We start from the raw sequence: 16567 nt of genomic DNA, 5'->3' as shown, positions 1-16567 counted from the left end.
CACCGGGCCGCTCACGCGGGCCACACGACCGCTCGGGCGACGCGCCCGGGCAGCGACGACGGAGCACATCTCCCAGATGACCGACACCGAACCGAAGCCCCAGCACGACGTCCTGATCGTCACCGGGATGTCCGGTGCCGGGCGCTCGACCGTCGGCAAGGCGCTCGAGGACCTCGACTGGTACGTGGTCGACAACCTGCCGACGCAGATGCTCGCCACGCTGACCGACCTGGCGGACCGGGCCGGTGAGAAGATCCCGAAGCTCGCCGTCGTCGTCGACGTCCGCGGTGAGCGGTACTTCACCGACCCGGACCACGCGGTCGAGCAGCTCCGGTCCTCGACGTCGGCGCGGGTCCGCATGCTCTTCCTCGAGGCGACCGACCAGGTGCTCGTCCGCCGGTTCGAGCAGGTCCGCCGGCCGCACCCGCTGCAGGGGGAGGACACGCTCCTCGACGGCATCGCCCGGGAGCGCACCCGGCTGCTCGGCCTGCGCGAGGCGTCCGACGTGATCATCGACACGTCCGACCTGAACATCCACCAACTCGCGAACACGGTGACCGAGAAGTTCGCCGAGGACCGGTTCACCGGCGTCCAGGTCACCCTGATGAGCTTCGGGTTCAAGTACGGGCTGCCCGCCGACGCGGACATGGTGGCCGACGTCCGCTTCATCCCGAACCCCTACTGGGTCCCGGAACTGCGGTCCCACACCGGCCTCGACAAGCCGGTCTCCGACTACGTCCTGGCACAGTCCGGAGCCCGTCCGTTCGTCGACCGGTACGCCTCCGTGCTCGAGCCCGTGCTCGAGGGGTACCAGCGCGAGAACAAAAGACACGCTACGATCGCCATCGGCTGTACCGGCGGGAAGCACCGCTCGGTCGCCATCGTCGCCGAGTTGGCGAGCCTCCTCCGTGGGATGCCCAACGTCGCCGTGCGTGTGAAGAACCGAGATCTCGGCCGGGAGTGACCGTCCCACCGGCCGCTCAACACGTGCGCGCCACCGGGCCACGGTCCCCCCACCACCAGATGAACGTTAGGAATGATGCTGTGCCGTTGACTGCCGAGGTCAAGGACGAACTGGCCAGGGTCGTCGTGGGCCGCAACACGGTCCGTGCCGCCGAACTCGCGACCATCCTGCGGTTCGCGGGTGGCCTGCACGTCATCTCCGGCAGGATCGCCGTCGAGGTCGAGCTGGACACCCGGATCATCGTGCACCGGGTCCGCAAGGACCTCGCCGAGCTGTACGGCGTCCGGAGCGAGGCGTCGGTGGGGTCCTCGGCATCCGCCCGTCGCGGCACCCGCTACCTGGTCCGCGTGCTCGAGGCGGGGGAGACCCTCGCGCGCCAGACCGGCCTGATGGACGCCCGTCGTCGTCCGGTCCGCGGCCTCCCGAACCGCCTGACCACCGGCAACCGCGAGGACCTCGCCGCGATCTGGCGCGGTGCCTTCCTCGCCGCCGGCACCCTCACCGACCCGGGCCGGGCAGCCGCGCTCGAGGTCACCTGCCCCGGCAACGAAGCAGCGATGGCCCTGGTGGGAGCCGCGTCGCGCCTCGGTGTCGCCGCGAAGGGCCGTGAGGTCCGCGGGGTGCACCGCGTCGTCATCCGCGACGGCGAGGCCATCGGCCAGATGCTCACCGTGATGGGCGCCGCCCGCACCACCGCGGAGTGGGAGGAGATGCGGCAGCGCCGCGAGGTCCGCGCCACCGCGAACCGCCTCGTCAACTTCGACGACGCGAACCTCCGCCGCTCCGCCCAGGCCGCCGTCGCCGCGTGCGCCCGGGTCGAGCGTGCGCTCGAGATCCTCGGCGACGAGGTCCCCGACCACCTGCAGTACGCGGGCTCCCTGCGCCTCGCGCACCGTGACGCCTCGCTCGACGAGCTCGGCCAGCACGCGGACCCGCCCATGACGAAGGACGCCATCGCCGGCCGCATCCGCCGCCTCCTCGCGATGGCCGACAAGCGTGCCGTCGAGCTGAACGTGCCCGGCACCGAGGCCAGCGTCCCCGAGGAGCTCGAGGGCGCCTGACCGGTCGCCGCGGCCCTGCGGTTCCTGGACGTCACACGGGCGGGGGCTGATCCCCCGACTGCTAGGGTCGTTACGGCGACGTTACGGGGCGTATCGTCCACCACACGCGGACCCGCAGAGGGTCTGCGCCTCCGAAAGCAGCGCCCCCTGGGCGCTCCACACCCACCAGGAGATCCATTGACCGTCAAGATCGGTATCAACGGCTTCGGCCGCATCGGCCGTAACTTCTTCCGGGCCGCTCTGGCCAAGGGCAGCGACCTCGAGATCGTGGCGGTGAACGACCTCACCGACAACGCCTCCCTGGCGAACCTGCTCAAGTTCGACTCGATCACGGGCAAGCTCCCCGCCACGGTCGAGCTCGACGGCGACAACATCGTCGTCGACGGCAAGCCGATCAAGGTCCTCGCTGAGCGCGACCCCGCCAACCTCCCCTGGGGCGAGCTGGGCGTCGACATCGTCATCGAGTCGACCGGCTTCTTCACCAAGGCCGCCGATGCGCAGAAGCACATCGACGCGGGCGCCAAGAAGGTCATCATCTCCGCCCCGGCCACGGGTGACGACGTCACCATCGTGCTCGGCGTGAACGAGGACCAGTACGACCCGGCGAACCACAACATCATCTCGAACGCGTCCTGCACCACGAACAGCCTCGCGCCGCTCGCCAAGGTGTTCCACGACAAGTTCGGCATCGAGCGCGGTCTCATGACGACGGTCCACGCGTACACCGCGGACCAGAACCTGCAGGACGGCCCGCACAAGGACCCGCGTCGCGCCCGTGCCGCGGCCCTGAACATCGTGCCGACCTCCACCGGTGCGGCGAAGGCCATCGGCCTCGTCCTCCCGGAGCTCGCCGGCAAGCTCGACGGCTTCGCGCTCCGCGTGCCGGTCCCGACCGGGTCGATCACCGACCTCACGCTCGAGACCAAGTCCGAGGTCACGGTCGACGAGATCAATGCCGCGTACAAGGAAGCCGCTGAGGGCCCCCTCAAGGGCATCCTGCTCTACAGCGAGGACCCGCTGGTGTCGACCGACATCACCACGGACCCGCACTCCTCGATCTACGACTCCGGCCTGACCAAGGTCATCGGCGGCCTCGTGAAGATCACCTCGTGGTACGACAACGAGTGGGGCTACTCGAACCGCCTCGTCGACCTCACCGAGTACGTGGGCGAGCGACTCTGAGCATGAGTCTCCGCACCCTCGAGAGCCTCGGCGACCTCTCCGGCAAGCGTGTCGTCGTCCGCTGTGACCTCAACGTCCCGCTCAAGGACGGCGTCATCACGGACGACGGCCGCGTGCGGGCGTCGCTCGGCACGCTGAACACGCTCATCAACGCCGGAGCGCGCGTCATCGTGATCTCCCACCTCGGCCGTCCCGACGGCGAGCCCAAGCCCGAGTTCTCACTCGCGCCGGTGGCCCAGCGGCTCTCCGAGCTGCTCGGGAAAGAGGTCACGTTCGTCGGCGAGACCGTCGGTGACGACGCGACCGCCGCTGCCGAGGCCCTCGGGGACGGCGACGTCCTGCTGCTCGAGAACCTCCGGTTCAACCCGGAGGAGACCTCCAAGGACGCCGCCGAGCGCGGTGCCTTCGCGGACCGCATCGCCGCCCTCGCCGACGCCTTCGTGTCGGACGGGTTCGGCGTCGTGCACCGCAAGCAGGCCTCCGTGTACGAGCTCGCATCCGCGCTGCCCTCGGCGGCCGGTGAGCTCATCGAGACCGAACTCCGCGTGCTCGAGCGACTGACCAAGAACCCGGAGCGGCCCTACACGGTCGTCCTCGGCGGCTCGAAGGTCAGCGACAAGCTCGGCGTCATCGACCACCTGCTGCCGCAGGTGGACACGCTGTGCGTCGGTGGCGGGATGCTCTTCACGTTCCTCGCCGCACAGGGCCACGGCGTCGCCAAGTCCCTGCTCGAGCAGGACCAGCTCGACGTCGTCCGCGAGTACCTCTCGCGGGCGAAGGAGCTCGGCGTCACGATCGACCTGCCGACCGACGTCGTCGTGGCGTCCGGCTTCTCGGCCGACGCCGACCACGAGACGGTCGCCGCCGACGCCATCGAGTCCTCCTCGTTCGGCGCCGACGGCATCGGGCTGGACATCGGCCCGGAGACGGCTGCTCGCTTCGCTGCGGCGGTCTCCTCCTCGAAGACCGTGTTCTGGAACGGCCCGATGGGCGTGTTCGAGTTCCCGGCCTTCGCCGCAGGCACCAAGACCGTCGCGCAGGCGCTCACCGAGGTCGACGGCCTCGGGGTCGTCGGCGGTGGTGACTCGGCCGCTGCGGTCCGGTCGCTCGGGTTCACCGACGACCAGTTCGGCCACATCTCGACTGGCGGTGGCGCGAGCCTCGAGTTCCTCGAGGGCAAGTCGCTGCCCGGCCTCGAAGCACTGGGGTGGTCCGCATGACCCGCACGCCGCTCCGTCTTGGATTCTCGGGAGGCGCAGCATGAACCGCACGCCGCTCATCGCCGGCAACTGGAAGATGAACCTGGACCACCTCCAGGCCATCGCCACCGTGCAGAAGCTCGCGTGGACGCTGAAGGACGCCCGCCACGACTTCGACGACGTCGAGGTCGCGGTGTTCCCGCCCTTCACTGATCTCCGCAGCGTGCAGACGCTCATCTCGGCGGACAAGCTCCCGATCCGCTTCGGCGCGCAGGACCTGTCCCAGTTCGACTCGGGCGCCTACACGGGCGACGTTTCCGGCGCGTTCCTCGCGGCACTCGATGCCGCGTACGTGATCGTCGGCCACTCCGAGCGTCGGACCATCCACGGCGAGACCGACGAGGTCGTGGCAGCCAAGACCACTGCGGCCGTCAAGCACGGGCTCGTCCCGCTGGTCTGCGTCGGCGAGACCGGTGAGCAGCGCGACGAGCGCGGCGCCGGCGTCGTGCCGGTCGAGCAGCTGCAGGTCGTGCTCGACGCGGTCAAGCCGTCCGAGATCGTCGTGGCGTACGAGCCCGTCTGGGCCATCGGTTCCGGACAGGCCGCCACCGCCGAGCAGGCCCAGGACGAGTGCGCTGCGCTCCGTCGTGGCATCGCCGCGGCCTGGGGCGACGAGATCGCCGCGGAGACCCGGGTGCTCTACGGCGGCTCGGTGAAGTCCAGCAACATCGCCGGGTTCCTCCGCGAGCCCGACATCGACGGCGCGCTCGTCGGCGGCGCTTCACTCGACGTGCAGGAGTTCGCGGCCATCGCGCGCTTCCGGCAGCACGTCGGGCTGTAGCAGTCCGCTCGGCTCTCGCAGCCCGTTCTGCACCACTCCCGCACGAGGTACCGGCCGGGCACTGCCCGGCCGGTATACTCGTACGGCTGACTGACACGAAAGGTACGTCGTGGCGATACTCTCCGTCGTGCTGCAGGTGCTCCTCGCTATCACGAGTCTCCTGCTCACGCTCCTCATCCTCCTGCACAAGGGCCGCGGTGGCGGCCTCTCCGACATGTTCGGCGGCGGTGTGACGAGCAACCTCGGGGCGTCCGGCGTGGCCGAGCGCAACCTGAACCGGATCACGGTGATCCTCGGTCTCCTCTGGATCGTGAGCATCATCGTGCTCGGTCTCATCAACAAGTTCACAGCGGGGAGCTGATCCATGGCAAGCGGAGGCAGTGCAATCCGGGGTTCGCGCGTTGGCGCGGGCCCGATGGGGGAGCAGGACCGCGGGGTCCAGGCCGAGCGGGTGGCGATCTCCTACTGGGACGCCCTCGGCAACGAGGTCGTGCGGTACTTCGCCGCGAACCTCCCCGACGAGGAGATCCCCGAGACGGTCGACTCGCCGTCCACCGGGCTCCCGGCCGGTCGTGACAAGGAGAATCCTCCGCAGGTCACGAAGACCGAGCCGTACAAGACGCACCTCGCGTACGTGAAGGAGCGCCGCACCGAAGAGGAAGCGGCGCAGCTCCTGGAAGACGCGCTGCAGCAGCTCCGGCAGCGTCGCGGTACCGCGAAGTAGCTCGTCCACGAAGGCCCCCGCACTCCGGTGCGGGGGTCTTCGTCATGCCGCGGGCGCGCGCTGCGCGCGGCGCGGGCGCGGGCGGCGCCGGGGTCGCCGGGGTCGCCGGTGGTCGCTGAGATCGCACCTCGTGTCGCCTCGCGCCGCACGCGCCCGACACGAAGTGCGATCTCACCGGGTCGGACGGGTCGGCCGGACGGGCCGGACGGGCGGGCCGGGCGGGCGCACCCCACGGACGACGGGAGGCCCGGTGCCAGCTGGCACCGGGCCTCCCGTCGGAGCAACGCGTGACTAGTAGGTCGACGCGATCAGGTTCTCCGGGACGTCGCGCGCGGCGTCCTGGTCCACGAAGAACACGGTGCGCTTGCGGCCCTGCACGCCACCGACGGGGACCTCGTCCACGGCGGCGCCGGCGAGGGCGAGCCCGAGCACCGATGCCTTCTCGGCGCCGGACAGGATGACCCACACCCGCTGCGATGCGTTGATCGCCGGGTAGGTCAGCGTCAGGCGCTGCGGCGGCGGCTTGGGGGAGTCGTCGACCGGCAGCACGATGCGGTCGGTGACCGAGAGCTGCGGGAACTCCGGGAAGAGCGACGCGGTGTGGCCGTCGGGGCCGACACCGAGGAGCGTGATGTCGAACTTCGGCGCGACGGCCGAGTCGGGCGCTGCTGCCTGGAGTTCGCGCTCGTACTGGGCAGCGGCGTCCTCGATGGTGAGTCCGGCGTCGGACGCGGCCATCGGGTGGATGTTCGACGCGGGGATCGCCACGTGGTCGAAGAAGTCGGTCTGCGTGCCGGTGATGTTGCGGTCGGCATCGCCTTCCGGAACCCAGCGCTCGTCGACCCACCAGACGTGCACCTTCGACCAGTCGACGCTCTCACGCGCCTGGGACTGACCGATGGCGGCGAGCACGAGGGACGAGACCGAACCACCGCTGATGGCGATGTCCGCTCGCTCCTGCTCGTCGAGCACGTCGATGATCTTCGTGATGAAGCGTGCGGCGACGGAGGCGCCGAGGGCCTGCTTGTCCGGGTGCACCAGCACCCGCCGTTCGTTGGTCACGTGACTCCCGTGTTCGTGGAGCGGCCACCCGATGTGACCGCCGTCGGTCCGTGCGCCCGGACCCCGTCTCGACGACGGAGCCGGGCGACCCGGACCCCGTCTCGACGACGAGGACCGGGCGACCGGACCGCTGTGGGGCTGATCAGCTCGCGACGGAATCGCGGAGCTGGGCCACCCCGTGCTTGACGACGTCCCCGAAGAGGACGTCTGGGTCGAGTCTACGGAGTTCCTCCGCCAGGCAGTCGCGCAGGTTCCGGCGTGGCAGGGACAGATCGTGGACCGGCTGCCCGGGCATGGACAGCGTGGCGACGTCGACGAGCGACCGCTCGAGCTCGATCGTGCCCGACTCGCGGACGAGGGACACCCCGTGGATGCCGCTCGACCCGGTCGCGCGGGGCGATGTGACGACCGACACCGGCACCTGGAGCTGCAGCTGCAGCCAGGCGGCGAGGAGGATCGTCGACGGGCTGTCGCTCGCACCGGAGACCTCGACGCCGGTGATCGGCTCGTACGGCGGCTGGTCGAGCGCCGCGGCGAGCTGGTTGCGCCAGAGCGTCAGCCGGGTCCAGGCGAAGTCGGTGTCCCCGGGGACGTACGACTCGGCCAGCGCTGCGATGGCGACGCTCGGGTCCTTCTGCGCTGCGGCGTCCGTGATGCGGCGCTGCGCGATGCGGCCGAGGGAGGACTCCGCCGGCTTCGGCGGGGCGATCCCGGGCCACCAGGCGACGACCGGGGCGTCCGGCAGGAGCAGACCGGTGACGAGGCTCTCCTCGTCGGTGGCCGTCTCGCCGTACGCGCGGAGGACGATGACCTCGCTCGCGCCGGCGTCGCTCCCCACGCGGATCTGCGCGTCGAGACGACCGGGCGAGTGGATGTCGCCGTGGTTCTTCGACACGATGATCACGCGCATCGGGTGCTCGCGGGATGCCTCGTTCGCCGCCGCGATCGCCTCTTCCTCGTGGCCGAGGGCCGTCGAGATGATCAGCGTGAGGACACGGCCGAGTGCGACCGCGCCCCCCTCTTCGCGGATGTGGACGAGGGTCTTCTGGATCTTCGAGACCGTGGTGTTCGGCAGGTCGATCTTCATGGACGCCTCCAGGTCCGTCCGTCGCGGGCGAGGAGGTCGTCGGCCGAAGCCGGACCCCACGTCCCGGGACGGTACTGCTCGGGCTGGCCCTGCGTGGCCCAGAACTCCTCGATGGGGTCGAGGATCTTCCAGGAGAGCTCGACCTCCTGGTGCCGCGGGAACAGCGGCGGGTCGCCGAGGAGCACGTCGAGGATGAGTCGCTCGTACGCCTCGGGGGATGCCTCGGTGAACGCGTGGCCGTAGCCGAAGTCCATCGTGACGTCGCGCACCTGCGTGCCGACACCGGGGACCTTCGAGCCGAAGCGCAGCGTCACACCCTCGTCCGGCTGGACGCGGATGACGAGTGCGTTCTGGCCGAGGGGGGACTGCGGGATGCCGAAGACGTCCTCGGGGACGCGCTTGAACACGATCGCGATCTCGGTGACGCGGCGACCGAGGCGCTTGCCGGCGCGGAGGTAGAACGGGACGCCCTGCCAGCGACGGGTCGCGATGTTCAGCTTGATCGCCGCGAACGTCTCGGTGCCGGACTCCGGGTTCATCCCGGCCTCTTCGAGGAAGCCGAGGACCTTCTCGCCGCCCTGCCACCCGCCGGCGTACTGCCCGCGTGCGGTGGCCGTCGACAGGTCCGCCGGCAGCTCCACCGCGGAGAGGACCTTCTCCTTCTCGGCGCGGAGGTGTCCGGCCTTGAACGAGACGGGCTCCTCCATCGCGGTGAGTGCGAGGAGCTGGAGCAGGTGGTTCTGGATGACGTCGCGCGCCGCCCCGATGCCGTCGTAGTACGCGGCACGCCCGGCGACGCCGATGTCCTCGGCCATCGTGATCTGCACGTGGTCCACGTAGTTCGAGTTCCAGATGGGTTCGTACATCTGGTTCGCGAACCGCAGCGTCAGGAGGTTCTGGACCGTCTCCTTGCCGAGGTAGTGGTCGATGCGGAACACGTCGTCGGGAGCGAAGACGCTCTCGACGATGGCGTTCAGCTCACGCGCCGTGCGGAGGTCGGACCCGAAGGGCTTCTCCACGACGACGCGGCTCCACGAGCCGTCCTGCTTCTCGGTCAGGCCGGACAGCTTCAGCTGCTCGGTGACGACCGGGAACATCTTCGGCGGGATCGAGAGGTAGAACGCGTGGTTGCCGAGGGTTCCCCGTTCGGCGTCGAGCGCGTCGACCGTCTCCTTGAGCTGGACGAAGGCGTCGGGGTCGTCGAAGGACCCCTGGACGAAGCGGATGCCCTGTTCGAGCTGGCGCCACACGTCCTCGTCGAAGGGGGTACGCGAGTGCTCCTTGACCGCGTCGTGGACGAGCTGGGAGAAGTCTTGGTCCTCCCAGTCACGTCGAGCGAACCCGACCAGCGCGAACCCGGGAGGCAGGAGCCCCCGGTTCGCGAGGTCGTAGACCGCGGGCATCAGCTTCTTGCGGGACAGGTCGCCCGTCACGCCGAAGATGATGAGGGTGCTGGGACCCGCGATCCGGTTCAGTCGACGGTCCGTGGGCAGCCGGAGCGGGTTGTGCTCCGGGGTGATCGCCACCGGTGACATTGTCGGTGAACTCCTTTTGGTGTCAGGAAGTGGTTGCCGGGCCCGAGACCGCGGCAGTGACGACGTCCGCCAACGCGGGGAGATCCCGCGACGACAGCGTCAGCACCGGGCGGCCGTGCTGCGCGAGGACGCTGGCGTCCCCGGCTGCCTGGGCCCGGATGAGCTGGCCGAACGTGAACGGCCGGCCGGGGATCGGCAGGTCGCCCGCGTCGTCCGCGAGGATCTGCAGGAACACCCCGGTCGCGGGACCGCCCTTGTGGTACTGGCCGGTGGAGTGCAGGAACCGCGGGCCGTACCCGAAGGTGACCGGTCGGCCGACGCGCTCCGCGATGACGTCCCGCAGCACCTCGAGCTCGCGGTTCACACCGCGGTCGACGTACGCCTGGATCGCGACGTAGCCGTCGTCGCCGACGGCGGACAGGAGGCTCGTCACGGCCTGCGCGATGCTGCTGCCGGTCTCGAGACCGGTCGCGGTCACGGCGATGCCCTGGTCCTCGAACGCGGGTGCGGTCGACGGGACGGGACCGCCGTCGCCCTCGAGCAGCGCGCGCGCAGCGACCTTGGCCGCCTCCACGTCGGGCTGGTCGAACGGGTCGATGCCGAGCAGACGCCCGGCGACGGCCACGGCGTACTCCCACACGAGGATCTGCCCACCGAGCGTGCCGGTGATCTCGACCTCGCCGTCGGCGACGTGGCGTTCGTCGTCGCGCGAGCCGACCAGACGGACGATCTGCACGTCCGGCAGGCCGGCGGTGATCTCCGGGGCGTCGACGTCGAGGACGATCGGCAGGAGGCCGCGGCCGGACTTGCCCGTCGACTCGGCGAGGAGCTGTTCGATCCAGTCACCGAAGCCGATGATGTGCGTGCCGTCCGCGACGATGCCGATCTTGTCCCGGAGCGGCTCGGTGCCGGCGAGGACCGCACCGAGCACGAGCCCGGGGTTCTCGTCGATGTCGACGGAGAGGAGCGCCGAGATGGCGTCCGCCTCGTCGAGCAGCTCGGCGATGTCGGCCCCGGCGAGACCCGAGGGCACGAGCCCGAAGGCCGTCAGCGCGGAGTACCGGCCGCCGACCGTGGGGTCCGCCGTGAAGACGCGGTAGCCGGCGTCGGTCGCGGATGCCTCGAGCGGGGAGCCCGGGTCCGTGACCACGACGATCCGCTTGGCGGGGTCGATGCCCGCGTCGCGGAAGGCCTGCTCGTACACGCGGCGCTGGGAGTCGGTCTCGAGCGTCGAGCCGGACTTCGACGACACCACGAGCACGGTGCGGTCGAGGCGGTCGGTGACGGCCGCGGTGACCTGGGCCGGGTCGGTCGAGTCGAGCACCGTGAGGGGCACCCCCGCAGTGCGGGTGATGACCTCGGGTGCCAGGGACGAGCCGCCCATGCCGGCGAGGACGACGTGGTCGATCCCCTCGGCGCGGAGCTCGTCGCGCAGTGCGGTGATGCGGGGGACGAGGGGCCGCGAGACCGCGACCGCCTCGACCCATCCGAGGCGCGAGGCGGCCTCGGTCTCCGCGGACGGACCCCAGAGGTCGGGGTCCTGGGCGGTGATGCCCGACGCCACCAGGTCGGCGACGAGGCGCGGGACCACCTGGTCGATGGCCCGCGCCGCGTCACCGCTGGCGGCGATGGAGACGGTCACTACTTGCTGGCGTTCTCGAGGGCCGTCTTCACGGTGTCGACGAGCTCGCCCCAGGAGACGTTGAACTTGTCCACGCCCTCCTTCTCGAGCAGGGCCACGACGTCGTCGTAGTCGATGCCGACGGCGGCGAGCTTGTCCATGACCTCGGTCGCGGCGTCGAACGATCCGGCGATCGCGTCGCCGTGGATCTCACCGTGGTCGAAGGTGGCCTCGAGGGTCTTGCCCGGCATGGTGTTGACGGTGCTCGGCGCGGCGAGCTCGGTCACGTAGAGCGTGTCCGAGAGCGACGGGTCCTTGACACCGGTCGACGCCCAGAGCGGACGCTGCGTGTTCGCGCCGGCCTCGAGGAGGCCGAGGGCACGCTCGGAGGCGAACGCCTCGGTCCAGACCTGGTAGGCGAGCTGCGCGTTGGCGATGCCGGCCTTCGACTTCAGGGCCTTGGCCTCGTCGGTGCCGACGGCGTCGAGGCGCTTGTCGATCTCGGAGTCGACACGCGACACGAAGAAGGACGCGACCGAGTGGATCTTCGAGAGGTCGTGGCCGGCGGCCTTGGCCTTCTCGAGCCCGCCGAGGTAGGCGTCGATGACGGCGCGGTAGCGCTCGAGCGAGAAGATCAGGGTGACGTTGACGGAGATGCCGGCGCCGATGACCTCGGTGATGGCCTCGAGGCCCTCGAGGGTCGCGGGGATCTTGATGAGGACGTTCTCGCGGCCGACCTTGTCGAACAGGAACTTGGCCTGCTCGATGGTCTTCGCGGTCTCGTGGGCGAGGCCCGGCTCGACCTCGATCGAGACGCGGCCGTCGAAGCCCTTGGTCTCGTCGTAGATCGTCTTGAAGACGTCGGACGCGTTCGCGACGTCCTGGGTGGTGATCTCGAAGATCGCGTCGGTCACGTCGGTGCCAGCAGCGGCGAGCTCCTTGACCTGCGCGTCGTAACGCTCGCCCTTGGCGAGGGCCGAGGCGAAGATCGTCGGGTTCGTGGTCACGCCGACGACGTTGCGGTCCTTGATGAGGTTCTCGAGACGGCCGGTCTCGAGCAGCTCGCGGGACAGGTCGTCGAGCCAGATGCTCACGCCGACCGCGGAGAGCGCGGCGGTGGGGGTGGTGTCAGCCATGTGTTTCTCTTCTTTCGTCGACTTGGTGAGTCGGGGTCTGTGGGCGGCCACCTGAGGACGGGAGGCACGGTGCGGGGCCGCGCCGGGCCTCCCGTCAGGAGGGCCGGATCCGTGTGACGGACCCGGCCCTCATCACTCAGGATGCTGCTGCGATGGTTTCCTTCGCCGCGGCGAGGACGTGCTCGGTGGTGAAGCCGAACTCGTTGTAGAGCGTCTGGTAGTCCGCCGAGGCACCGAAGTGCTCGATGGAGACGCTGCGGCCGGCGTCGCCGACGATGTCGCGCCAGCTCATGCCGATCCCGGCCTCGACCGAGACGCGGGCCTTGATCGAGGAGGGGAGCACCGACTCGCGGTAGGCCTCGTCCTGCTGGAAGAACCACTCGAGCGACGGGGCCGAGACGACGCGGGCGTTGATGCCCTCGCTCTTCAGCTGCTCGCGCGCGTCGAGTGCGATCTGGACCTCGGAGCCGGAGCCGATGAGGATGACGTCCGGGGTGCCGTTCGGCGCCTCGGCGAGCACGTACGCGCCCTTCGCGACGTTCTTGGCGGACGCGAACGTCTCGCCGGAGGCGTCGCCCTCGCCACGCTCGAACACCGGGAGGTTCTGACGGCTGAGCGCCAGACCGGCCGGGCGGTCCGTGTGGGAGAGGATCGTCAGCCACGCGTACGCGACCTCGTTGGCGTCGGCCGGACGGACGACGTCGAGACCCGGGATCGCACGGAGGGCGGTGAGCTGCTCGATCGGCTGGTGCGTCGGGCCGTCCTCGCCGAGGGCGATGGAGTCGTGGGTCCAGACGTACGTCGCCGGCGCCTTCATGAGCGCGGCGAGACGGACCGCCGGACGCATGTAGTCGCTGAAGATGAGGAACGTGCCACCGAAGGGGCGGGTGTTCCCGTGCAGGACGATGCCGTTGAGGATCGAGCCCATGGCGTGCTCGCGGATGCCGAAGTGCAGCACGCGACCGAACGGGTCGGTGCTCCAGGTCGACGTCGACGCCTCGGCCGGACCGAAGGACTTCGCGCCCTCGATCGTGGTGAGGTTCGACTCGGCGAGGTCCGCCGAACCGCCCCAGAACTCGGGCATCAGCGGCGCGATGGCGTTGATGACCTTGCCGGAAGCGGCGCGGGTCGAGACGGCCTTCTCGGTGCCGAACACCGGGAGCGCTGCCTCGAGGCCCTCGGGGAGCTCCTTGGCCTGCATGCGGTCGAAGAGGGCCTTCTTGTCGGCGTTGGCCGCGGCCCACGCGTCGAAGGTCTTCTGCCACTCGGCGTGCTGCGCCTGGCCCTTGGCCACGGCACCGCGGGTGTACTCGAGCACCTCGGGGGCGACCTCGAAGGTCTTCTCGGTGTCGAAGCCGAGGACCTCCTTGAGGCCCTTGATCTCCTCGGCGCCGAGCGCCGAACCGTGGATCTTGCCCGAGTTCTGCTTGGTCGGCGACGGCCAGCCGATGATCGTCTTGAGGACGATGAGCGACGGCTTGTCGGTGACCTGCTTGGCGGTCTCGATCGCGGCGTAGAGCTCCTCGACGTCCTCGGAGTACTCGCCGGTCTTCTTCCAGTCGACGATCTGGACGTGCCAGCCGAGCGCCTCGTAGCGCTCGGGGACGCTCTCCGAGAAGGCGATGTCGGTGTTGTCCTCGATCGAGATCTGGTTCGAGTCGTAGAACGCGATGAGGTTGCCGAGCTGCTGGCGACCCGCGAGGGAGCCGGCTTCGTTCGTGACGCCTTCCTGCATGTCACCGTCGCCGGCGATCACGTAGGTGAAGTGGTCGAACGCCGACTGGCCGGCCGGGGTCTCCGGGTCGAACAGGCCGCGCTCGAAGCGCTGGGCGTAGGCGAAGCCGACCGAGGACGCGAGGCCCTGGCCGAGCGGGCCGGTCGTGATCTCGACACCGTCGGTGTGGCCGTACTCCGGGTGACCCGGCGTCTTCGAGCCCCACTTGCGGAGGTGCTGGAGGTCCTCGATCTCGAGGCCGTAGCCGTGCAGGTAGAACTGCACGTACTGGAGGATCGATGCGTGACCGGCGGAGAGGATGAAGCGGTCACGGCCGATCCACGTGGAGTCGCTCGGGTCGCGGTGCATCACCTTCTGGAAGAGGAGGTGTGCGAGCGGGGCGAGGCTCATCGCGGTGCCGGGGTGACCGTTGCCGGCGGCCTCGACCGAATCGGCGGCGAGTACGCGGGCCGTGTCGACGGCCTTCCTGTCGATGGCGTCCCAGGTGAATTCAGCCACTTGGATGTTGACCCTTCTTGATGCGACATGTGCGAGGGCTCGTGCCATCGCACGGACATGGTTGCCACCCGGGGCCCTGTCCAGTCGCCGATCAACGGCGGCCGACCGGCTTCGTCGAGGCCGGCGTCTTCGGGGCACACTGCGGGAGGCCTCTCCAGCATAGTGACCCGCCACTCAGAAGGCGTCCAGGTGACGCGGCGATCTCACTACGCACGGACGCGCCGGTGCCGGGACCCGGGCGTGTCGGGCGCTCCGGGGCGATTCGGGTGGAGCGGAGCATCATGGCGGCGCTTCCATCGCGTAAACTGTCCTGGACCCGTGGACATTCCGGGTCAGCGCATGCCCGGACGCCGACGACGTCGTCCACCGAGTGTGCGAGCTGAAGCGAACAGACTGAGGGTCCCCTTGCCGACTGCCACCGTGACCAGGCCAGACACCGAGCGTCGCTCGACGCTGTCCCGCAAGGTCCGAGCGTACGTCTCGCTGACGAAGCCGCGGGTCATGGAGCTGCTGCTCGTGACCACCGCACCGACGATGTTCCTCGCCGAGCGCGGGGTGCCCGACCTCTGGCTGGTCCTCTGGACGCTGCTCGGCGGCGCGATGTCCGCCGGGTCCGCGTCGGCGTTCAACTGCTACATCGACCGCGACATCGACCGCCTCATGAAGCGGACGAGCACGCGGCCGCTCGTCACCGGGGAACTCTCCGACCGCGAAGCCCTCGTCTTCTCGTGGGTGCTCGGCATCGGGTCGACCGCGGTCCTCGGCTTCCTGGTGAACTGGCTCGCCGCCGCGCTGAGCGTCGCCGCGATCCTGATCTACGTCTTCCTGTACACGCTGTGGCTGAAGCGCCGGACCCCGCAGAACATCGTCTGGGGCGGCTCCGCGGGCTGCATGCCCGTGCTCATCGGCTGGGCAGCGGTCACCGGCTCGCTCACCTGGGCGCCGGTCATCCTCTTCATGGTGATCTTCCTCTGGACGCCGCCGCACTACTGGCCGCTGTCGATGAAGTACCGCGACGACTACGACGCCGCCGACGTGCCGATGCTCGCCGTCGTCCGGGGCCGCACCGTCGTCGGGCTCCAGGTCATCCTCTACGCGTGGGCGACGCTGGTCTGCTCGCTGCTCCTGATCCCGGTCGCGCACATGGGGCCGCTGTACACGGTCGTCGCGCTGGCCGGTGGGATCTGGTTCGTCGTCGAGTCGCACAAGCTGTACAACCGGGCGATCCAGCACGTCGAGCACGTCCACCCGATGCGCGTGTTCCACAGCTCGATCACGTACCTGACGCTGCTCTTCATCGCCGTGGGCATCGACCCGCTGCTCCCGCAGGTCTTCACCTTCTAGGGGGCGCGGGCGGGCGGGTACCGACCCGGAACGACATGGTCGCTGTCGTACGACAGCGACCATGTCGTTCTCTGCATGCGCCGGCCGTTGCGGGCGCGGTGCAGCGACGAGTGCGCTGTCGTGCGACAGCGGCGGCGTCGTTCCGAGTCGCGCCGACGCCGCCAGCCGCGGCGTGCAGTGGGCGCGGCACCCACCGGCCTGGAGGCTCGTGGCGGGCCCGCACCGGGCCTCCCGTCCCGAGGGTGGCCGGCCCCGTGCACGAGGCGGCCCCGGCGTCGTGCCTGCGCCGCGCGCGCCGCCCCGCATCGCAGGCGGATTCCGACACGGCGCCAGTCGATCGACGCGTGCCGTGTCGAAGGATGCGGACGCACCTGATCCGTCTGCATGGTTCGACACGGCGCCAGTCGATCGACGCGTGTGGTGTCGAACACGCCGCGAGCGGAGGCGGCCGTGCGGCCGGCACGGTGCCGGCGGCGCCGAGCGCTAGCTGTAGTTCCCCGGGACGTTGTGAACGGGTGACGTAAGTGAAGACCTCCGGGACGATGTGAGTTACCACACACCACGTCGTCACCGGAGGT

At 69.9% G+C, this 16567-nt stretch carries 14 protein-coding genes; 8 read left to right on the top strand and 6 right to left on the bottom strand.

Annotated features, from left to right (window positions below):
* Window positions 1–76: 76 nt before the first annotated feature.
* The 7 genes from rapZ (at window position 77) to EDF27_RS14030 (ending at window position 5971) form a co-directional block, all read left to right on the top strand.
* Window positions 77–964: an RNase adapter RapZ gene (rapZ, locus tag EDF27_RS14060; RefSeq protein ID WP_123704351.1), complete on the top strand. Its 888-nt coding sequence runs from the start codon at window positions 77–79 to the stop codon at window positions 962–964.
* A gap of 80 nt (window positions 965–1044) precedes the next feature.
* Window positions 1045–2025, top strand: a complete 981-nt coding sequence (gene whiA / locus EDF27_RS14055) for a DNA-binding protein WhiA (protein WP_123653520.1) — start codon at window positions 1045–1047, stop codon at window positions 2023–2025.
* 177 nt (window positions 2026–2202) lie between these two features.
* Window positions 2203–3207 (top strand): type I glyceraldehyde-3-phosphate dehydrogenase, encoded by a 1005-nt coding sequence (gene gap, locus EDF27_RS14050; protein ID WP_123653519.1) that lies wholly within the window; start codon window positions 2203–2205, stop codon window positions 3205–3207.
* A gap of 2 nt (window positions 3208–3209) precedes the next feature.
* Window positions 3210–4427 carry a phosphoglycerate kinase gene (locus EDF27_RS14045; protein ID WP_132049501.1) on the top strand — a complete coding sequence of 406 codons (1218 nt, stop codon included), beginning with the start codon at window positions 3210–3212 and terminating at the stop codon, window positions 4425–4427.
* Between the two features lie 40 nt (window positions 4428–4467).
* Window positions 4468–5247, top strand: coding sequence for a triose-phosphate isomerase (tpiA, locus tag EDF27_RS14040; protein WP_132049499.1), 780 nt, complete (start codon window positions 4468–4470; stop codon window positions 5245–5247).
* 109 nt (window positions 5248–5356) lie between these two features.
* On the top strand, window positions 5357–5608 hold the full coding sequence (secG, locus tag EDF27_RS14035; RefSeq protein WP_056124375.1) for a preprotein translocase subunit SecG: 252 nt from the start codon (window positions 5357–5359) through the stop codon (window positions 5606–5608).
* 3 nt (window positions 5609–5611) lie between these two features.
* A complete protein-coding gene (locus EDF27_RS14030) occupies window positions 5612–5971 on the top strand; it encodes an RNA polymerase-binding protein RbpA (protein WP_123653516.1) in 360 nt (119 codons plus the stop codon).
* Window positions 5972–6262: 291 nt separating this feature from the next.
* Here EDF27_RS14030 and pgl read toward each other — a convergent pair whose 3' ends face one another.
* The 6 genes from pgl to tkt form a co-directional block, all read right to left on the bottom strand.
* Window positions 6263–7033 (bottom strand): 6-phosphogluconolactonase, encoded by a 771-nt coding sequence (gene pgl / locus EDF27_RS14025; protein WP_132049497.1) that lies wholly within the window; start codon window positions 7031–7033, stop codon window positions 6263–6265.
* A 142-nt stretch (window positions 7034–7175) separates the two neighbouring features.
* Window positions 7176–8120, bottom strand: coding sequence for a glucose-6-phosphate dehydrogenase assembly protein OpcA (locus EDF27_RS14020; RefSeq protein WP_123653514.1), 945 nt, complete (start codon window positions 8118–8120; stop codon window positions 7176–7178).
* On the bottom strand, window positions 8117–9655 hold the full coding sequence (zwf, locus tag EDF27_RS14015) for a glucose-6-phosphate dehydrogenase (protein ID WP_123653513.1): 1539 nt from the start codon (window positions 9653–9655) through the stop codon (window positions 8117–8119). Before zwf ends, EDF27_RS14020 begins: the two co-directional genes overlap by 4 nt.
* A gap of 22 nt (window positions 9656–9677) precedes the next feature.
* Window positions 9678–11297: a glucose-6-phosphate isomerase gene (locus EDF27_RS14010; protein ID WP_132049495.1), complete on the bottom strand. Its 1620-nt coding sequence runs from the start codon at window positions 11295–11297 to the stop codon at window positions 9678–9680.
* Entirely contained in the window at window positions 11297–12412 is a 1116-nt protein-coding gene (tal, locus tag EDF27_RS14005; protein WP_132049493.1) for a transaldolase, read from the bottom strand. Before tal ends, EDF27_RS14010 begins: the two co-directional genes overlap by 1 nt.
* 136 nt (window positions 12413–12548) lie before the next feature.
* Window positions 12549–14645, bottom strand: a complete 2097-nt coding sequence (gene tkt, locus EDF27_RS14000) for a transketolase (protein WP_132049491.1) — start codon at window positions 14643–14645, stop codon at window positions 12549–12551.
* Between the two features lie 420 nt (window positions 14646–15065).
* Between tkt and EDF27_RS13995 the strand changes: the two genes are divergently transcribed.
* Entirely contained in the window at window positions 15066–15989 is a 924-nt protein-coding gene (locus EDF27_RS13995) for a heme o synthase (RefSeq protein ID WP_123653509.1), read from the top strand.
* The last annotated feature ends 578 nt before the right edge of the window (window positions 15990–16567 follow it).

This window comes from Curtobacterium sp. PhB136, assembly GCF_004346855.1.
In the GTDB taxonomy this organism is placed as follows: domain Bacteria; phylum Actinomycetota; class Actinomycetes; order Actinomycetales; family Microbacteriaceae; genus Curtobacterium.
This window is presented reverse-complemented; position numbering and strand designations above follow the sequence as displayed.